Origin of the sequence: Psychrobacter sp. JB193 (genome assembly GCF_002285555.1) — a bacterium.
Classification (GTDB): domain Bacteria; phylum Pseudomonadota; class Gammaproteobacteria; order Pseudomonadales; family Moraxellaceae; genus Psychrobacter; species Psychrobacter alimentarius.
Genome location: NZ_NRGY01000001.1, coordinates 1,493,220 through 1,510,955 on the forward strand (window position 1 = coordinate 1,493,220; position 17,736 = coordinate 1,510,955).

At 42.9% G+C, this 17,736-nt stretch carries 14 protein-coding genes; 10 read left to right on the top strand and 4 right to left on the bottom strand.

The features are described from left to right. Positions 1-468: 468 nt before the first annotated feature. Positions 469-2,289: an acyl-CoA dehydrogenase C-terminal domain-containing protein gene (locus CIK80_RS06490; protein ID WP_095569300.1), complete on the top strand. Its 1,821-nt coding sequence runs from the start codon at positions 469-471 to the stop codon at positions 2,287-2,289. A 249-nt stretch (positions 2,290-2,538) separates the two neighbouring features. Next, entirely contained in the window at positions 2,539-3,009 is a 471-nt protein-coding gene (locus CIK80_RS06495) for a hypothetical protein (protein WP_095569301.1), read from the top strand. A gap of 114 nt (positions 3,010-3,123) precedes the next feature. On the opposite strand, the gene CIK80_RS06500 is transcribed toward CIK80_RS06495, so the two are convergent. Together CIK80_RS06500 and ybaK are read right to left on the bottom strand one after the other, a co-directional pair. Beyond that, complete coding sequence (locus tag CIK80_RS06500) at positions 3,124-3,498, bottom strand: 5-carboxymethyl-2-hydroxymuconate Delta-isomerase (protein ID WP_095569302.1); 375 nt, start codon at positions 3,496-3,498, stop codon at positions 3,124-3,126. 116 nt (positions 3,499-3,614) lie between these two features. Beyond that, complete coding sequence (ybaK, locus tag CIK80_RS06505) at positions 3,615-4,085, bottom strand: Cys-tRNA(Pro) deacylase (RefSeq protein WP_095569303.1); 471 nt, start codon at positions 4,083-4,085, stop codon at positions 3,615-3,617. 273 nt (positions 4,086-4,358) lie between these two features. On the opposite strand from ybaK, the gene plsB reads away from it, so the two are divergent. Then, positions 4,359-7,118, top strand: coding sequence for a glycerol-3-phosphate 1-O-acyltransferase PlsB (gene plsB / locus CIK80_RS06510; RefSeq protein ID WP_095569304.1), 2,760 nt, complete (start codon positions 4,359-4,361; stop codon positions 7,116-7,118). A 90-nt stretch (positions 7,119-7,208) separates the two neighbouring features. Here plsB and ettA read toward each other — a convergent pair whose 3' ends face one another. Then, on the bottom strand, positions 7,209-8,870 hold the full coding sequence (ettA, locus tag CIK80_RS06515) for an energy-dependent translational throttle protein EttA (RefSeq protein WP_062845788.1): 1,662 nt from the start codon (positions 8,868-8,870) through the stop codon (positions 7,209-7,211). A 462-nt stretch (positions 8,871-9,332) separates the two neighbouring features. Here ettA and CIK80_RS06520 point away from each other — a divergent pair, with 462 nt between their 5' ends. The 4 genes from CIK80_RS06520 (at position 9,333) to CIK80_RS06535 (ending at position 13,120) form a co-directional block, all read left to right on the top strand. Next, positions 9,333-10,523: an iron-sulfur cluster-binding domain-containing protein gene (locus tag CIK80_RS06520; protein WP_095569305.1), complete on the top strand. Its 1,191-nt coding sequence runs from the start codon at positions 9,333-9,335 to the stop codon at positions 10,521-10,523. 189 nt (positions 10,524-10,712) lie between these two features. Further along, on the top strand, positions 10,713-12,149 hold the full coding sequence (locus CIK80_RS06525) for an acyl-CoA desaturase (RefSeq protein WP_257011695.1): 1,437 nt from the start codon (positions 10,713-10,715) through the stop codon (positions 12,147-12,149). Between the two features lie 270 nt (positions 12,150-12,419). After that, the gene (locus CIK80_RS06530) at positions 12,420-12,713 is read left to right on the top strand and encodes a GNAT family N-acetyltransferase (RefSeq protein WP_257011696.1); all 294 of its coding nucleotides are present in this window, start codon (positions 12,420-12,422) and stop codon (positions 12,711-12,713) included. A gap of 113 nt (positions 12,714-12,826) precedes the next feature. Next, positions 12,827-13,120, top strand: coding sequence for a 4a-hydroxytetrahydrobiopterin dehydratase (locus CIK80_RS06535; RefSeq protein WP_062843591.1), 294 nt, complete (start codon positions 12,827-12,829; stop codon positions 13,118-13,120). Positions 13,121-13,233: 113 nt separating this feature from the next. On the opposite strand, the gene CIK80_RS06540 is transcribed toward CIK80_RS06535, so the two are convergent. Next, the gene (locus tag CIK80_RS06540) at positions 13,234-13,389 is read right to left on the bottom strand and encodes a DUF1328 domain-containing protein (RefSeq protein WP_084387210.1); all 156 of its coding nucleotides are present in this window, start codon (positions 13,387-13,389) and stop codon (positions 13,234-13,236) included. A 574-nt stretch (positions 13,390-13,963) separates the two neighbouring features. Between CIK80_RS06540 and CIK80_RS06545 the strand changes: the two genes are divergently transcribed. The 3 genes from CIK80_RS06545 to CIK80_RS06555 all read left to right on the top strand — a co-directional run bounded on the left by CIK80_RS06545 (position 13,964) and on the right by CIK80_RS06555 (position 17,559). Continuing rightward, on the top strand, positions 13,964-15,250 hold the full coding sequence (locus tag CIK80_RS06545) for a saccharopine dehydrogenase NADP-binding domain-containing protein (protein ID WP_095569306.1): 1,287 nt from the start codon (positions 13,964-13,966) through the stop codon (positions 15,248-15,250). Between the two features lie 494 nt (positions 15,251-15,744). Next, positions 15,745-16,524, top strand: coding sequence for a hypothetical protein (locus tag CIK80_RS06550; RefSeq protein ID WP_095569307.1), 780 nt, complete (start codon positions 15,745-15,747; stop codon positions 16,522-16,524). A 501-nt stretch (positions 16,525-17,025) separates the two neighbouring features. Beyond that, positions 17,026-17,559: a hypothetical protein gene (locus CIK80_RS06555; RefSeq protein ID WP_095569308.1), complete on the top strand. Its 534-nt coding sequence runs from the start codon at positions 17,026-17,028 to the stop codon at positions 17,557-17,559. Positions 17,560-17,736: the final 177 nt, after the last annotated feature.

The following is a 17,736-nucleotide window of genomic DNA, read 5'->3' on the forward strand; positions in this document are numbered from 1 at the left end:
AAGTTCACCATCAATGAGCCCCTTAATACGCGTGAATAACGTGGTCAACTAGGAGGTTTGTTTGTGTGATTTTGACTCGCTCATAGAGGGTCTGCCTTATGTATTTTGTCTATTGCTCTTTGGCTTGTTACTCATCTTAAACCGTTTATCTAAATCGTTTTTGACGATACACTTTTACCGTAATAAAACTAAAGGTAATAAATATAATATAAAGTCATGAATAATAGTTATGAATTGTATATTTATCGCTTTATAAGATCTATAATCATATCAACGCCATAACAGCCGATATTTGATAAGGACATCACAACAACGACCCTCATTATGGACTCGCTGTTTATAACCCACCCATATGACGACCGATATACTGTCTATCTCACTTAAAATAATGACACATCGCTGACATGAATTTTGACTCAAATACTGCGTCGTAAGTCTATGATAGCGAACCAACCAAAGAGAACGACTATGTTAACTTACAAAGCACCTTTACGTGATATCAAGTTTTTGATTAATGATGTCTTTGATTATCAAACCCATTACAAAAGCTTGGATAACGGTGAAAACGCTGATCCTGAAACGATTGACATGATCCTACAAGGCATGGCTGACTTTTCTGAGAATGTCCTCGCTCCTATCTATCAATCAGGCGATGAAGAAGGCTGTCATTTTGAAAATGGCGAAGTAACCACGCCAAAAGGCTTCAAAGAAGCTTACAATCAGTTTGTAGAAGGCGGCTGGCAAGGTATCTCGTATCCCGAAGAATACGGCGGGATGAACTTACCGACGTCAATTAACTTGATAAAAGCTGAAATGATCGGTACTGCCAACTGGCCATGGGCGATGTACTCTGGCCTATCAACGGGCTGTATCAACACGCTACTGCAATACGGTACGGATGAGCAAAAAGCTCTTTATCTACCGAAGTTGGTCGAAGGCTCGTGGGCAGGTACGATGTGTTTGACTGAGCCACAGTGTGGTACGGATCTGGGCCAAGTAAAATCAAAAGCCATCCCGCAGGATGATGGTACCTATAAAATAAGTGGTACCAAAATCTTTATCTCAAGCGGTGAGCATGACCTAACAGACAATATTATTCATATTGTCTTAGCACGCCTACCAAATGCACCAGAAGGCACACGCGGTATCTCACTATTTATCGTACCAAAATTCACGCCGAATGCTGAAGGCGAATCTGGCGAGCGCAATGCGGTTGTGTGTGGTTCAATCGAGCACAAAATGGGTATCAGCGCCTCTTCTACCTGTGTCTTGAACTTTGATGGTGCTACTGGCTACCTAATTGGCGAACCGCACAAAGGCTTAAAAGCGATGTTCACCTTTATGAACACTGCTCGTATCGGCACTGGTATCCAAGGTCTAGCGCACACTGAACTATCTTTCCAAAACGCGCTACCCTATGCAAAAGAACGTCGTTCTATGCGTACGCTATCTGGCACCAAAGACCCTGAAAAAGTGGCTGATGCTATCATTCACCATGCTGACGTACGCCGTATGCTGTTGACGCAAAAAGCCTTTGCTGAAGGCGGTCGCTCAATGATTTACCATTCAGCGCGCTATGCGGACAAAATGGCACAGGGTATCGTTAATGGCGATGATGAAGAGTTCGAAAAATGGGATGACAAGCTAGGCTTTTACACCCCTATCCTAAAAGGTTTTTTAACTGAACTGGGTATTGAAGCAGCCAAGCACGGTCAGCAAATTTATGGCGGTCACGGCTATATCAAAGAGTGGGGTATGGAGCTAATCGCTCGTGATGCTCGTATTGCGACCATGTACGAAGGTACGACTGGCGTACAGGCACTGGATCTATTAGGCCGTAAGGTTATTTTACAGTCTAAAGGTAAAATCATCCGTGATTACACCTCAAGCATCATGAAATGGTGCGGTGAGTATGCCCTTGATAAAGACATGCGTAAATTTGTTTGGGCACTGACCAAGCTATGTGCTGAATGGAATACCCTCACGGTACGCTTGATGCTGATGGCGCGTAAAGATCGTGAAATCATCTCAGCAGCCTCTGATGATTTCTTAATGTACTCAGGTTACGTCATGATGGGTTACCACTGGGCACGCATGGCAGCCATTGCTTATGAAAAGCTTAAAAACGGTGGCACTGAAGCACCAGAGTTCTATCAAGCAAAAATCCAAACTGCCGAGTTCTATTTCGATAAGCTTTTACCACGTACGTCTGGTCACGCTGAGGCAATGGTGGCGCCAAGTGAAAGCATGACGTCAATGGAAATCGAGCATTTTGCTTTTCTAGACTAGAATCACATACAAGTCATACGATAACTGATAAAAAAGCGCCTAAATCATAGGCGCTTTTTTGTGCCCAATTAACACTCACTATTTGCTTAAGTGCTTATTTACTTATGTAGATTCGCTTACGCTGATTCACTTACGTAGTTACTAAAGACAATCGATATTTATCAGAGCACCATGGTTTTACGACTCTGCAATCGAGTTTTTACTGCCTTTTTTATATCAATAACCAGATTGTCATGTTAGGAGCCAACCATGTTATCCATTAACCATCAAACAGTATCGTTAGCATCAAAGGGTATACAAGCGTTATTGCTCAGTACGGCGCTTGCCGTTATCACCGCCCATAGCGCCGTTGCTAAAAATAGCGATACCCCTATTCACTTTGCAAAAGGTGCTATTACTAGTACGACAACTGGGAAGCTCAGTCCCAACGAAGATGAGCACTGGTATCGTTTTCAGGCGGGCAGCTCACAATATGCGGTGATCAATATTTTGCCATTAGCGGGCACGGCTGAAACAGCCAATGTGGGTGTATTACATATGCCAAATGGTACACAAGATGGCACCAAAGGCGGCATCATTTATCAAGGCTGTCTGCCAACCACGGGTGATTATCGATTGCGTATCGCACGCAACCTTATGGCAACACAAGGCAAAACCGCAGGCTATAAAATAGAGACCATGATACTGCCTAAATACGCCAGTCAGTCGCTATGTAAATAGTGATTTTGAAATACCTATCCTAAAAATAAAAGCAGCCTACTTTGTAGCAGGCTGCTTTTATTTGGGTCAATCAATGACAGATAGAGGCTTTAGGTAACAAAAGCATTTGGACGTTTAACTGCCCAGCATTTTTTTATGATACACCGCGCTGATTTCTTCGACTTCAACGCATACTTGTAAGGCGGCGCGTCCTGACTGTTTTGGGCCTAACTCTTTTTCTATCGTGCTTACCAATAGCTCTGCGAGTTGATTGCGAATCACCAAATCACGGCCTGTCATTATTTTTAAGCTGGCATAGATAAAGCCGTTGGTTTGTTCATCATCTTCTACCCCTACCAAAAACGTCTCAAGCGGTATGATACGGCTCTTGATATCCGCTGGATTACCAAAATGTCCACTGTCCCACAGCACTTTGTTCAACAATTTGAGTAAAGATTCTTCATGAGAAATACTGACATTGGGCGTCGCTTGGATGGTTAAATGCGGCATGGATATATCCTTATAAAGTACAAGTAAAAAACAACAGATCAGTAGCAACATGCCACTGAATTTATAAACTGTTAACGACTAATCTTTTAATAGCTAGTCTTTTAATAGCTAGTCTTTTAATCATCAGTAATAGCACCAAAGCGAGCAGTAAGCGTGGCTGATAGCTGCTCAGGTGGTAGCTCAATCTCTAAACCTCGACGACCGCCACTCACATAGATGGTGGCATAACTTTGTGCCGAGTCATCGATGATCGTCGTCAAACGCTTTTTTTGTCCTAATGGACTGACGCCGCCCAATACATAGCCAGTAGTACGTTCTACTTGCTTGTGATCTGCCATTTGGATCTTTTTACAGCCCACTGCCTTGGCCATTTTTTTAAAATTCAACGTCTTGTCTACTGGTAAGATTGCGACAGCAAGTACATTGGTTTCTGTCGACACCACCAAAGTTTTAAAAACCTGCGTGACATCCACGCCAAGCTTTTCTGCGGCTTCTAAGCCAAAAGAGGTTGCCTGACTGTCATGAGTATATTCGTGTAATTGGTAATTAAGACCACGTTTTTTGGCAAGATCGACGGCTGGCGTCATAATAGTTTACCTTCTTTTATTGGCATGAATGCAATAGCATACATAGGCTTTATTGTTTTTAGGCACACACATTATTAAGCCAAAATGCTTCTTTTTCAAATAAAAGTCTATCTAACATTTTGTGCTTATATTGAGTCCCTTCATTCATATTGGATACCCCATATGATTATTAGGCACTATGAATAATAGCAGTATATACAGACACTATATATCGCTTTGATGGCTTTTATGGCATTATAAGCGCAACATATTTGACTATTTCTGATACTGATTATGATACCGAAGTTCCTGAAAAAACGGATTTTTACAGCGCCAGCCACGACTGATGATGCCACGACAACTGATGGCAATCCAGTCACCTCTACGCCTTATGCAAAAGCCCCGATCAATCAGCTTTACCGTAAGCTCTCGGGTCAGTTACTTGACGTCGCAGTCAAACCCAAACTATTAGGGGAGCTGCCGGAGTTCGATGCAGACGATCAGACACTCATATTTTATGTGTTGCAAGATTATTCGCGTTCAAACAGTATTTTGATCGATTTGCAGACACAAGAGCATCGCCTGCCACCGGCATTGGTTGGAGTCAATGATTCCGCTCATCGTATCAAAGAAAATGCGGCTATCGTTTTTTTGAATCATCCTCATGCCAAAGACACGCCATTGTCACCGCGCCTTTCACGTCTCGTGTCTGCGGTATTGCAATATCCAGAACTGAAGGTGCGTTTGGTGCCTGTATCTATCTTATGGGGACGTGCGCCAGAAAAAGAAGATTCGCTCTTTAAACTATTAACAGCTGATAACTGGGAAGATCCTAGTATCACAAAACAGCTGTTTAATATCGGTGTGATGGGGCGTGATACCTTCGTCCAGTTTCATCCACCCCAAGATTTACGCACCATTATTCACACTCATCTTAAAGACGATACAGAAGACTCTGACCCCGTCGATGCGGTCACCACTGACTTAAAAGACCCATCAGAAAACACGACCAATAGCGACAGCAAACAAGGCGCCGCTGCAACACCACATTATGCATTGGTCGCAACCGCTGACAGTAACCGTGAGTTGGTGCGTACCATACAGCAGCAGCTCACGATTTATTTGGACAAACAACGGGCCAGTATGTTGGGTCCTGACTTATCAGACAGGCGCAATTTGGTTGATAAGCTGGTGTATTCGCCAGCGATCAAGCACGCCATAGAAGCGGAAGCCGAAAAGACGGGCACCAGTGTTCGCGATGCTCGTTTGCTTGCCAAAGGGTATGCCAATGAGATGGTCAATGACTATTCGCACTCAATTGTACGAGGCTTTTATAAGTTCTTAACCTGGTTATGGACGCAATTGTATGATGGCGTAGAAGTGCATCATTTCGAGCGTGTTCGTGAGATTGCCACTGACTACGAACTGGTTTATGTGCCTTGTCATCGTAGTCATGTTGACTATCTGTTGCTGTCTTATGTGATTTATAAAAGTGGTCTTAGTATTCCCTACATCGCCGCGGGCGACAACTTGGATGTCCCTGTATTGGGGCCATTATTACGGGGCGCTGTTGCCTTTTATATACGTCGTAGTTTCCGTGGTAATGCACTCTACACGGCGGTTCTACGTGAGTACATGCATACACTCATTACTCGTAACACGCCGATTGAATACTTCATTGAAGGGGGTCGCTCGCGCTCAGGACGCCTGCTACCGCCTAAAATGGGTATGCTAGCGATGACCGTACACAGTCAATTGCGTCAGACCAATAAACCTGTGGTATTCATTCCAACTTATATCGGCTATGAGCGCATCATGGAAGGCGGTACGTATGTTGGCGAGCTAAAAGGTAAACCAAAAGAGTCCGAATCTTTAATCGGTCTGCTCAAGGTGGGGCGTAAAATTGAACGTATCTTTGGTACAGTTCATTTAAGCTTTGGTAAGCCTTTATATCTAAGCGAATTCATGCAAAAATTCGATGTGTCTGCTAATAGTCTGCCTGCTGATCGTACCGATACACCATTAGACGACAAAACCAGTGCCATGGTCGATAACATTGGTGTCAAAGTGATGCAGCACATCAATAAAGCAGCGGTGGTCACGCCAGTATCGCTGTTGTCATTGGTACTGCTCTCTGCCCCCAAGGCAGCATTGGATGAGGAAAGCTGCCGCGAGCAAATCGCCCTTTATCAAGGCCTTGCTCAGCAGCTGGCGTATTCAGATGACACCGTCATCACAGACATGAGCCCGCAGCAAATCATTGATTATGGTATCAAACTCAAGCTCATCGAACGCACACCACATATTTTAGGCGATATTATTCAGATCGCAGGCAAGCAGGCGGCATTGCTGAGCTATTTCCGTAATAACATTCTGCACGTCTTTATTTTATTGTCTTTCTTAGCAGCACTGGTCGCGCGTAACGGTCGTATGGAGCGCAGCCGCTTAGACAGTATCGCTGAGCAGCTATATCCATTCTTACAAAGCGAGCTGTTTTTATACTATCCAGCGCATGGCTTAGCCGATACTATCAACAAAAAAGTCGACACCTTACTGTCTCATGGTCTGATTGTAGAGCTTGGTGATGGTAAGCTCAGCGTACCTGAGTCAAATAGCAAGTGCTATCAGCAGTTGCAAGTGCTGGCAACACCAGTTGGTCAAAGCCTTGAGCGTTATTTCATGACGCTTGCTCTACTCGCTCAGCAAGGCTCAGGCAATTTGACCGAAAGCGAGGTTGTTGATTTATGCCACCTGCTTGGACAGCGTTTGTCTGTACTTTATGCCGATGACATTCCTGATTTCTTCGATCGGGCTTTATTTACAAGTTTCCTCAGTGCATTGACTCGTCTTGATTACTTGCAAAAAGATGAAGAGACGGGTGTGTTGACCTTTGACCATCGTATCAATGATATCGCGCACCATGCCAAGTATGTCCTCACGCCTGATATGATGCAAATCCTACATCAGGTGGCAAGTTTGGATGAAAGCGAGATCACTCACGCGATTACCGAGATTAGCAATAAAAAGCAGCGTAAATTTGGGCGTAAGCGCTAATAAATAGCCAATTAAATCCAGCAAAAAAAGACCTCTAATCATTAGAGGTCTTTTTTATTACTCAAAAGTTAAGCTTTTAAGGCCAAACTCCTAGGTGGAAATCTTTTTATATTTCATGCGCTTAGGACTGGCATCGTCACCCATCGTCTTTTTGCGATATGCTTCAAACTCAGTGTAGTTACCGTCAAACCAGACTGGGCCTTCATCTTCAAATGCCAAGATATGCGTGGCAATACGGTCAAGGAACCAGCGATCATGGGAAACAACCATGACTGTGCCTGGGAATACTTGAATCGCATCCTCTAGCGCACGTAAGGTTTCGATGTCCAAATCGTTTGAGGGTTCATCGAGTAGCAGTACGTTTGCGCCTTGTTTCAGTGTCTTCGCCAGTTGCAGACGGTTACGCTCACCACCTGATAGTTGACCAACGTGCTTTTGCTGATCTGAACCTTTGAAGTTAAAGCGACCAATATAGGCGCGGCTTGGCGTGGTATAGTCGCCAACGGTAATGATATCAAGGCCGTCAGAAACTTCTTCCCATACGGTTTTATTGTCATCGAGATTGTCACGCACCTGACCGACATAGGCCACTTTTACGCTTTCACCCAAGTCAACTGAGCCAGTATCTGGCTTGTCGCGCTCGGTAATCATGTTAAATAGCGTGGTTTTACCCGCACCATTTGGACCAATAATACCAACAATGGCACCCGCTGGTACGTTAAAGCTTAAGTCTTTATAAAGCAGGCGATCACCAAATGATTTGGAGATGTCATTCACTTCAATGACTTTATTACCCAGACGTGGACCAGGTGGAATATAAATCTCAGACGTCTCATTACGTTTTTGGAATTCGGTTGAGTTCAACTCTTCAAAACGCTGGACACGAGACTTAGACTTGGCTTGTTGGCCTTTTTGGTTTTTGCGAATCCACTCAAGCTCTTTTTTCAGTGCTTTAGCAAAAGATTCTTCTTGCTTGTTTTGCTGCTCAAGTCGGTTGTTCTTTTGCTCTAGCCACTCAGTATAGTTACCTTCATACGGATAGCCATGGCCACGGTCAAGCTCCAAAATCCACTGAGCAACGTTATCCAAGAAATAACGGTCATGGGTAATGGCCACAATCGTACCACTATAGTTCTGTAAGAACTGCTCAAGCCATGCGACAGATTCAGCGTCCAAATGGTTGGTCGGTTCGTCAAGTAATAGCATATCAGGACGTGATAGCAGCAAACGACACAATGCCACGCGGCGTTTTTCACCACCTGACAATTTGCTTACATCCGCATCCCATGGTGGCAGGCGTAGCGCATCAGCAGCTTTTTCTAGCTGCGTGTTTAGGTTATGGGCATCCCATGCTTGAATGATGTCTTCCATTTTGCCTTGCTCTTCTGCAAGCTTATCAAAATCAGCATCAGGCTCTGCATATTCTGCATAAATGGCATCTAAACGTGCCAGCGCATCTAATGCTTCGCGCATACCGTCTTCGACGTTACCACGGACATCTTTGCTGTCATCGAGCTGTGGTTCCTGCGGCAGATAACCGACTTTCGTACCTGCTTGCGCACGTGCTTCGCCGCTAAACTCAGTATCTACACCCGCCATAATACGGAGCAAAGTTGATTTACCAGAACCATTGATACCTAAGACACCAATCTTGGCACCAGGGAAAAACGACAGGTTAATATTTTTGAGAATTTCACGTTTAGGGGGAACAAGTTTTGACACGTTGTTCATCGTGTAGATATATTGAGCCATTAACACTCCGATAGACTGCATAGAAGAGGCAAGCGAATCATACTCAGCCATAATGCCAAGCACGCTGCACCTCAAAATCAGGGTTACAAATTATAGGTCATTATCGCATTGTGACGCATACCCTGCAAGCTGAGAGGTTGTTTTAACACGTGTTTTACTCCTTTTGTCGCAAAGCGCTGTCATTTCTATCTGGTCACTGCTATAAAATTAGAAATAAGCTGGGTTAACTGAGCAATACAAGTCACCAAGCTGTTGTAAACGCTTTATAAATGGCACAAAAAAAATCATTAAACCTTTCGATAGTTTAACCAATAGCCGTTAGAATGTTAGCATGTCTTAACAAAACAATATTAGTATCAAGCAGTTTTCGCATGTTCGTCTCAGTTAGACTTAGCTTGGACACAGTAAAGATGCTCAAAGACTGATCACGTCATTCACAATCATCACAAAGGTAAGAGTTTTATGGCCACCGGCTACCGCCCTGAATGGGTTCAAGGTGCTTTCGTTGATTTTATTGAATCACGTTTGCATCCGTTTTGGTCATTGAGCATGCCCAAGATACGACTGTTAGCACGGCATCGACTGAGTGATGATTTAATCGCGCTACGATTTGAAACCAATCGCGCTTTTAGACAGCAAGCACTCCGCATACAAGAGGGCTGGCAGGGTGGACAATACCTCAATGTGAGCGTTGCCCTTGCAGGAATTTTTCATCAGCGCAGTTACTCGCTAGTGGGCTTGCCAGAGCACCCACTTTGGTGGATTGATGACAGCACCAAGGCTAAAACCAGTAAAAATCCACTGCGTCATACTGTCACTGTCGCGATCAAACCGCAAGGGTTGGTGTCGGATTATCTGACCAAACGTATGCCAATCGGTACAACCCTTCAAAGCAGCGTCCCAACAGGCTCTTTTACCTTGGCACAAGGATCATTGGTCAAAGAGACAGAACACAATCAATTAGCACCATTATTATTTATTGCTAGTGGCAGCGGTATCACGCCAATGCTGGGTCTTATCACTGAGGCATTGCACAATGGCCACCACGTCATTCTATTGCATTATAATCGCACCATTCTACTCCAAAGCCAATGGCAACAGCTGGCAACCGCCTACCCAGAGTTTACTTATCATTTGATTGATACAGCAGACGCTAGTACTTATTTAGCAGGTACGCGGCATCTAACTGCCGACAGTTTATTAACAATCGGCCTCTCATTGGCAGAAACACAAATATTCGCTTGCGGTTCGCGCGCCTTATTAACGAGTTTGTATAACGCTGCTGCCCAGATTACCTTATCCAATGGGAAATCGCTGCGTGATAACATCATTGTAGAAAGCTTCGGCACCAATTTTTTTGATGCAACCCATGAGCCAACCCTCGATAAAGAACCGACAGCACCGACACAGACGGTCTATTTACGAGTACGGCAACGACAGTTTAGTAGTGATACCACCCTATTGGCTGCCGCCGAAAAAGCAGGCATCCGCCTAACTTATGGTTGCCGCCAAGGTATTTGCCAGCTGTGCCGTTGTCATAAAATCAGCGGCGTGGTCAAAAACATCCAAACAGGCAAGCTAAGCCACGATGGTAATGAATTCATTCAAACCTGTATCAATGTTGCGGTAACAGATGTGGTGCTAGATGTGTAACAACACCATAACAGCTTAGTATATGTCACTGTCTATCATTGAAAGTTTTTAAGCGAACGTCTGTTAATGACAGACCAGCCTGTTTTTCTACCAATCTGCTTTTATGCTTTTTACCATGAATTAGTCAACTCACTACATTGAACCGAACCCAATACCCATAAGTTGGATGGTTTGGACTAAGGATCATTTATGCGCTTACTACCGATTACCAAAGCTCAATCAGCTGTACCCTACTTGCCTCTCTCAAATGAGGGACAGTTGGAGACGTCTCAGCCTTTAGCATCAGAGAAAACTCATAGTATGCCTAAAAAAGAGAACGTAGCGATGGATGAGAGCCATCATTATGACAATAGTCATGCCAACAGGCAGCCACAGTCTGGACATTATCCAATACTGACAGGCAACCCTTTAACAAAGGCTCAGACCGAAGCACTCGGCGAAGAGTTAAACGCACTGTATCAAGAGGTAATGGAGTCGCTTGGCAGTGACGAAGCGCGTTACATACAACGCATTTATGCCGCAGTCGCCTGTAGCGAGATGGCTGGTCGCGGACTGCTCGCAGTGGCAGGCCGATTGTCATCGAAGCGCTATCAAGGTGGCACTTGGTTATTGGGGACCGCCCTACTCAGTTTTAGCAAAATAGTGAACAATATGGAGCTTGGGCATAATGTCATGCATGGCCAATATGACTGGATGCAGCATCCGCACCTTAATAGCCAAAAGTTCGATTGGGACAATGTTTGCCCTGCGCCATTATGGCAGCATTCGCACAATTATTTACATCATACCTTTACCAATATTTTTGGTCTCGATCACGACGTAGGCTACCACCTTATTCGGATTACTGAAGAACAGGCTTGGAGGCCAAGTGACCGTAACAATCTGTTCAAAACAGCTGTCCTAGCATTGGGTTTTGAATGGGCAGTTGCTTTTCATGACATTCAAATCAGCGTTGAAGAATATGCCGACTCAACCGAGTTGCACCAAACGATGCAACAAAAAACACGTGCCTTACTTGCCAAAATCGCAAGACAATTGACAAAAGATTACGTCGTCTTGCCAACTGCGATTGGATTGACACTCGGTGGTCGTAGCGCATTGACTACCTTGAGCGGCACTGCCACTGCCAATGTTGCCCGCAATCTGTGGACATGGGCTGTGATTTTTTGTGGACATTTCACTGAGCAGGCACATATTTATACGCATATTGATGCCAATGAGAGCAAAGACGATTGGTATGTACGACAAATCCTTGGCTCTAGTAATATCAAAGGCAGCAAGTGGTTTCACATTTTAACAGGCAATTTATCCCATCAGATTGAGCACCATATTTTTCCTGATATGCCTGCCAGCCGCTATGCTGGCATTGCGCCGCAAGTGCAAGCACTGTGTCAAAAATACAATCTGGAATACAATACGGGTCGCTTTAGCCAGCAATTATGGCAAGTATTAAAGCGCATTCACCACTTTAGCCTGCCCACCACCGAAGAGTATCACGCTTATAAGCAATCGTTGGCTAAAGCAGATACTGCTGCTGACAGTATTGATAAGAGTGAGCACCGTTTGGGTAGTTGGAGCCGATTTTTGCCACCTACCCTCCGTCATACTTTGGCGTATGCAAAATAAAATATCGTGAAAAACGATGCTGTGATCGAGCACATCAGTAGCCAATACCACTTTTTTTAGGTAGAAGTACACGTAAATATATTAACATTCATACTATCTAGATTTACGGTAAGTTCCTAGATAATTGTACGCCATTCATCCATAATTGGATCTATAACATGGCATTTTTTGACTATTCAATATGAGTAATAGAAGATTATCAAAACGCCATGTATGACACTGAATAAATACTAAAAATTCGATAATAATATTCAATATTGGAGCATCATCATGAGCAACCAAATGTCTGATACAACACCAGAGATTATCCACAATCAATCAGCAAACCGTTTTGAGACTTCTATCGACAATCAAACGGGTTACATCAGCTATCAAGAACGTGGCGATACCCTTGTCTATGACCATACCATTGTACCGCAAGCATTGGGCGGACGCGGTATTGGCTCTGCATTGGTAAAAAGGGCCTTAGATTATGCGCGTGAAAACGGTAAAAAAGTGGTACCCCAATGCTCGTTTGTATCCGCGTACATCAGCAAACATCCAGAATATCAGGACTTACTATAGTTTGATCGTCATTTACCATAGAGACAGTAATAGAGCCGTTAAAATCTTACGGCCTATTTTGTCATCCATATAACTTTAATAAACCAACCCCACATAATAATAAGGTTATTAATATGAGTAGTTTATCTGACAAGCAAATCGATTTGCAGCTAGAAGACCTAGCAGGCTGGCAGCGGGATGGCAATAGTATCGTCAAAAGTTATCACTTTGGCGATTTCATTGAAGCCATGAGCTTTATGAATCAAGCTGCTTTTCATGCCGAAGCGCTAGAGCATCACCCTGAATGGCACAATGTTTATAATGTGGTTAAAGTTCGTTTGACCACACATGATACTGGCGGTATCTCAAGTTTGGATATTCGTCTAGCAAAACGCATGGAGCACATTATTCAACCAAAACGGTTTTAGTTAAGTATTCATTTTTTGGTTAACCATCTATCTATAGCGCAATAAGTTTTATGATGCGCATAAAAAAAGTCCTCAATTGAGGACTTTTTTATCTAAACCAATCAAACTTACTATTACATCTTGCGACCGACAAACGCAACGATGAACAAAATGACAGCCACTGCTAAGAAAATATATGCCAAATTAGCAGATAGTCCAGCGACACCGCCGAAACCTAATAAACTTGCTATCAACGCAACCACTGCAAAAATTATAGCCCAGCGAAACATAATATTCTCCTCAAATTATTGTTGAAAGATCAAATAGGTAAACACATACAGTAGATTCAAATTGAATGACTTATACTAAAAAGTCGCTACCAATATTTGCTTTAATTCCCCTAACCTTCCTTTAAATTACTTCTTATTTTTTTAGTATGCTTTCTAACTGTTTACGATTATAGAGTAGCAATATCCAATTAAAAAAAACGTTCACTTTAGTAATGATAGCGATAACTTATGTAATCTTTGTAGCAAACCTTATTATTATGACGCGTTTGTCCCTCTTTATATGACTTATGTGTCTCGATGGTGAACAACACTAGATAATAAATGTCTTCATTTTATAATCTGCTATAAATATTAAGGATAAATAAAGCGTTTTTATAACTACATACATTTTGCCAAATATCTATTATCTAAAACATCGGCGCTAAAAATCTGAGCAGTAATAGATATAAATACCAATAGTAAGACTGAGCGAGCAAACAAACCTATTGCTCAAAGAGACGATTTGGCTCAGTATTTATTAACACCATCATTTATACAGATTCCATTTATCAAAATACCAATAAGGACAGTCACTATGAGCAACAATATGGATACGACAAAAACCACACCAGAAACCGTGACAGAGAGCCGCCCCTATGCGGTGGTTCTGTATGGCGCAACCAGCTTCGTTGGCAAGATAACCGCGCACTACTTAACCAATTTTCTATCAAACGCCAAAGATAAAAATGGTGCGAATGTCACTTGGGCAATCGCAGGGCGTGATGAGGAAAAGCTCAATAAATTGCAGTCTGAACTTGAAAGCCCAGTCGATATCATTGTTGCAAACAGTAACGATGCAAGCAGCCTAGATAAGATGACCAAACAAACCCAAGTGATTATCTCAACGGTTGGCCCTTATCTGAAATATGGCGAGCCTCTGATTAAATCTTGTGCTGAGAATGGTACTGACTACGTTGACCTTACTGGCGAAGCCATTTTTATTAAAGACATGATGGATAAGTATCAAGATGCTGCTAAGCAAAGTGGCGCTCGTATTGTCAACTCCTGTGGCTTTGATTCGATACCATCGGATTTGGGCGTTTACTTTACCCAAACCAAAGCAGAAGAAACGTTTGGCGAAGCTTGTGACGTGGTACATATGAGGGTAAAAGCAGCCAAAGGTGGTTTGTCAGGCGGTACCATTGCTTCAATGGCCACTATTTTTGAAGAAGTTGGACAGGATCCTTCACGTCGCAAACAAGTAGCAAACCCTTATTTGCTTAATAACGATGAAGCGGCACCAAGCGTGCGTCAAACCAACATTAGCAAACCAGAATATGACAATGAGCACAAACGCTGGCTAGCGCCTTTTGTTATGGCGAGCATCAATACTCGTATCGTTCATCGTACCAACCAGCTACTCGACTATGAGTATGGTCGCAACTTTAAGTACGACGAAGCAATGTGGATGAAAGATGGCGTCAAAGGTCAACTATCAAGCTATGCTATGAGTGCCGGACTGTTTGGGTTTGCCACAGCCATGATGGTAAAACCAAGCCGTGAGTTTTTATCCAAGCATGTGTTACCCAAATCAGGTTCTGGACCGTCTAAAGAAGAGCAAGACGATGGTTATTTTGATATTCGATTCTTTGGACAAACCGCCAAAAACGATACCATTCAGACCAAAGTGACCGGTGATAAAGATCCAGGTTATGGCAGCACCTCGCAAATGCTGTCACAAGCGGCATTGTGTTTGGCACAAGATATTAGCAAAGACGACGTTGGTGGTGGTTTTTGGACCCCTACCTCTGCCATGGGTGACAAACTGTTGACCCGTTTAGAAGAACATGCAGGTTTGAGTTTTGAAGTGATCAATGACTAGTAGTGCCACTGGGCTATATGAATAAACTCATATCGCTTCTATTTTCTGAGTTTTTGAATCCATCGTAGGTTATAGCTTTCAACGGTCACAGCCGTGCCTTGCATATAAGGCACGGCTTTTTATTGCCTGAGATTCTGCTTGAGTAATGTTAAAAAAGAATAATAACGTTATTTTCAGGTAAACGATGTTGCCAATTTTTGGGTTTCTAACACACTATGCTACATATCTTCTGCTTAATGTCACAGCCATATTGCAGTAAATGACGTAGGATTAGATAGGTTATGGCATCAACTGCATTCTACTGTTTGCTTATTCGAATGTTGAGCGTATTGATTTTCAAAAATTAATTTATTCTTTTAAACATAATCAATGCCTTTTATATAGTGAATGCCAGCAAAAAATTTCGTTATAACAAACGGCGGTCTGAGATTTTCGCTGTTTTTATCTGCGACGTTTTTCATTGAAAATTTATCTATTATTTAGAGGAAACCATTATGAGATTAAATATATTAACGGTTGCTGTATTAGGTTCAGGCTTTGCCATGTTTGCCAGCTCGGCGAGCGCGGCTATGGTAACGGATAGCCATGGTAATGTGGGTTACGACACGTATGAAGAGTGCGTCACTGCTGTCAAAGATGGTTCGGCCAAGTTTTATACGCCTTATACTTATCAAAACCCCAAGCACCAAGCAGGAGAAGCAAGCGTCAAAAAAATGCGCTTGTCAGAAGTCATGATTCCTCAAAGTGTCGTTGATAGTAACCGCTTGACCACGAGCGATTATGCGGCAGGTGCTTGTGACTTAGGCGTCGGTCAATCAAATGGACGCTATGGTGTCTCAGGTGCCCTGGTAGGAAAATATGTGCCTATCGCCGCTGACATGCTTGTCAACGTTTATATGGATGCGGCAGGCAATCCAGTGCGCTTGACTATGCAGCAGTGTGACAATCACTTTGGCAACAAATTTCCTATGCCCATTGTCAGTGAAGTCAAAGAGCCAGAGGCACAAGTAGCAATTGCTGAGACTCGTACCATGGAGCCTGTCGTTGTTAACACCACTCGTGTCATCCGACCCGCTAAATACAGTGTAAAAGAAGTCATCATAGCACCCTCAGATCAGATCAACCGTGTGAATACCACGCAAGGAACAGCAGTTGCTATTGAGGGAGCGGATCGTACGGTTGTCGTTGGTGAGGAAGCAGATGCAGACATCATCGATAATACGGAGATCAATCAAACTTTCCCTGTTAAACGTGTACCTGATACCAATCCTTAACCGTGAATCATACGTTGAGAATGGCAAACCGCTAATGGGTTGGTAAACCGTAAAAGTCTCTACTGTATTTATATTAGTTACTATCGATATTAATAGAGGTATTGATAGAGGTATTGATAACGTCAGAGACAGTGTCTTTTATGACGTTATTCAATCTGACAATAAGCGTACAGTAGTTGCACAAAGTCACCTGCCAACATCAATCTGTTAGACTTTTAATCTATGCACTACTGAATCATTGATTGTTTAATTGCTATTCTCCAACTCAGAGTTTGTAACCCATTTAGTTTAGCTTATAAAACTCTTCATCCAAATCGATCATGATAATCGCTTAATGGTTATCATGATTTTATTTTTTCTATAGATTGAATGTTAGAGATATTAAATATATATATTTGAAATACTACATTAATTTTTTACATATAAAACAACGCTAAATAGTCATGAAGTTTAAACCCCTTTGAACTGACACTATAAGACTATAAATTAAGGAATCCATTGATGAAAAAACGTACTCTACCTTTATCGCTACTTATTGGTGCCACACTTACTCTCCCAAGTTTGGCTATGGCCGCACCTGCTGATACTGCGCAAGCAAATGTGCAAACTGCACAAGCAGACATGGAAGCTGCGCAAGCGAATATACAAACCGCACAAGCAGACATGCAAGCTACATCTGTCAATGATGGTATGGAGACTGAGGCTACCAGTCCGAATGTGGAACAGGGTGCTAATCAATCCAGTCCGTTTGTAATTAATGAAACTCAAACCATCTCAAGAGCCAGTGTGAATAAAGTTAGTAACCCTGCCAATGCCCAGCAAGCAATGCCTACGGCGATGCAGGCTCAACAAGACATGCAAGCTCAACAAGACATGCAGGCTCAACAAGATATGCAGGCTCAACAAGACATGCAGGCTCAACAAGATATGCAGGCTCAACAAGATATGCAATTACAAGTTGAACCACAAGGTATGCAAGACTTACAAGAAGACATGCTACAAGAAGAGCAAGAAGCAGACATGATGGATCAGTAGATCTTGGTAACTAGCTTTAAATATGTCAAATATATAAAAAGATTCAGGCACGGATTGGTTTTGAAGGTTGAATAAACTTAAATACTCAAACAGTACTTGGAAGTTTCTTTTTCAACACATGTTTAATGCTCATCTTCACAAATACTATATACAAAAAAGGCAGCCCGATGGCTGCCT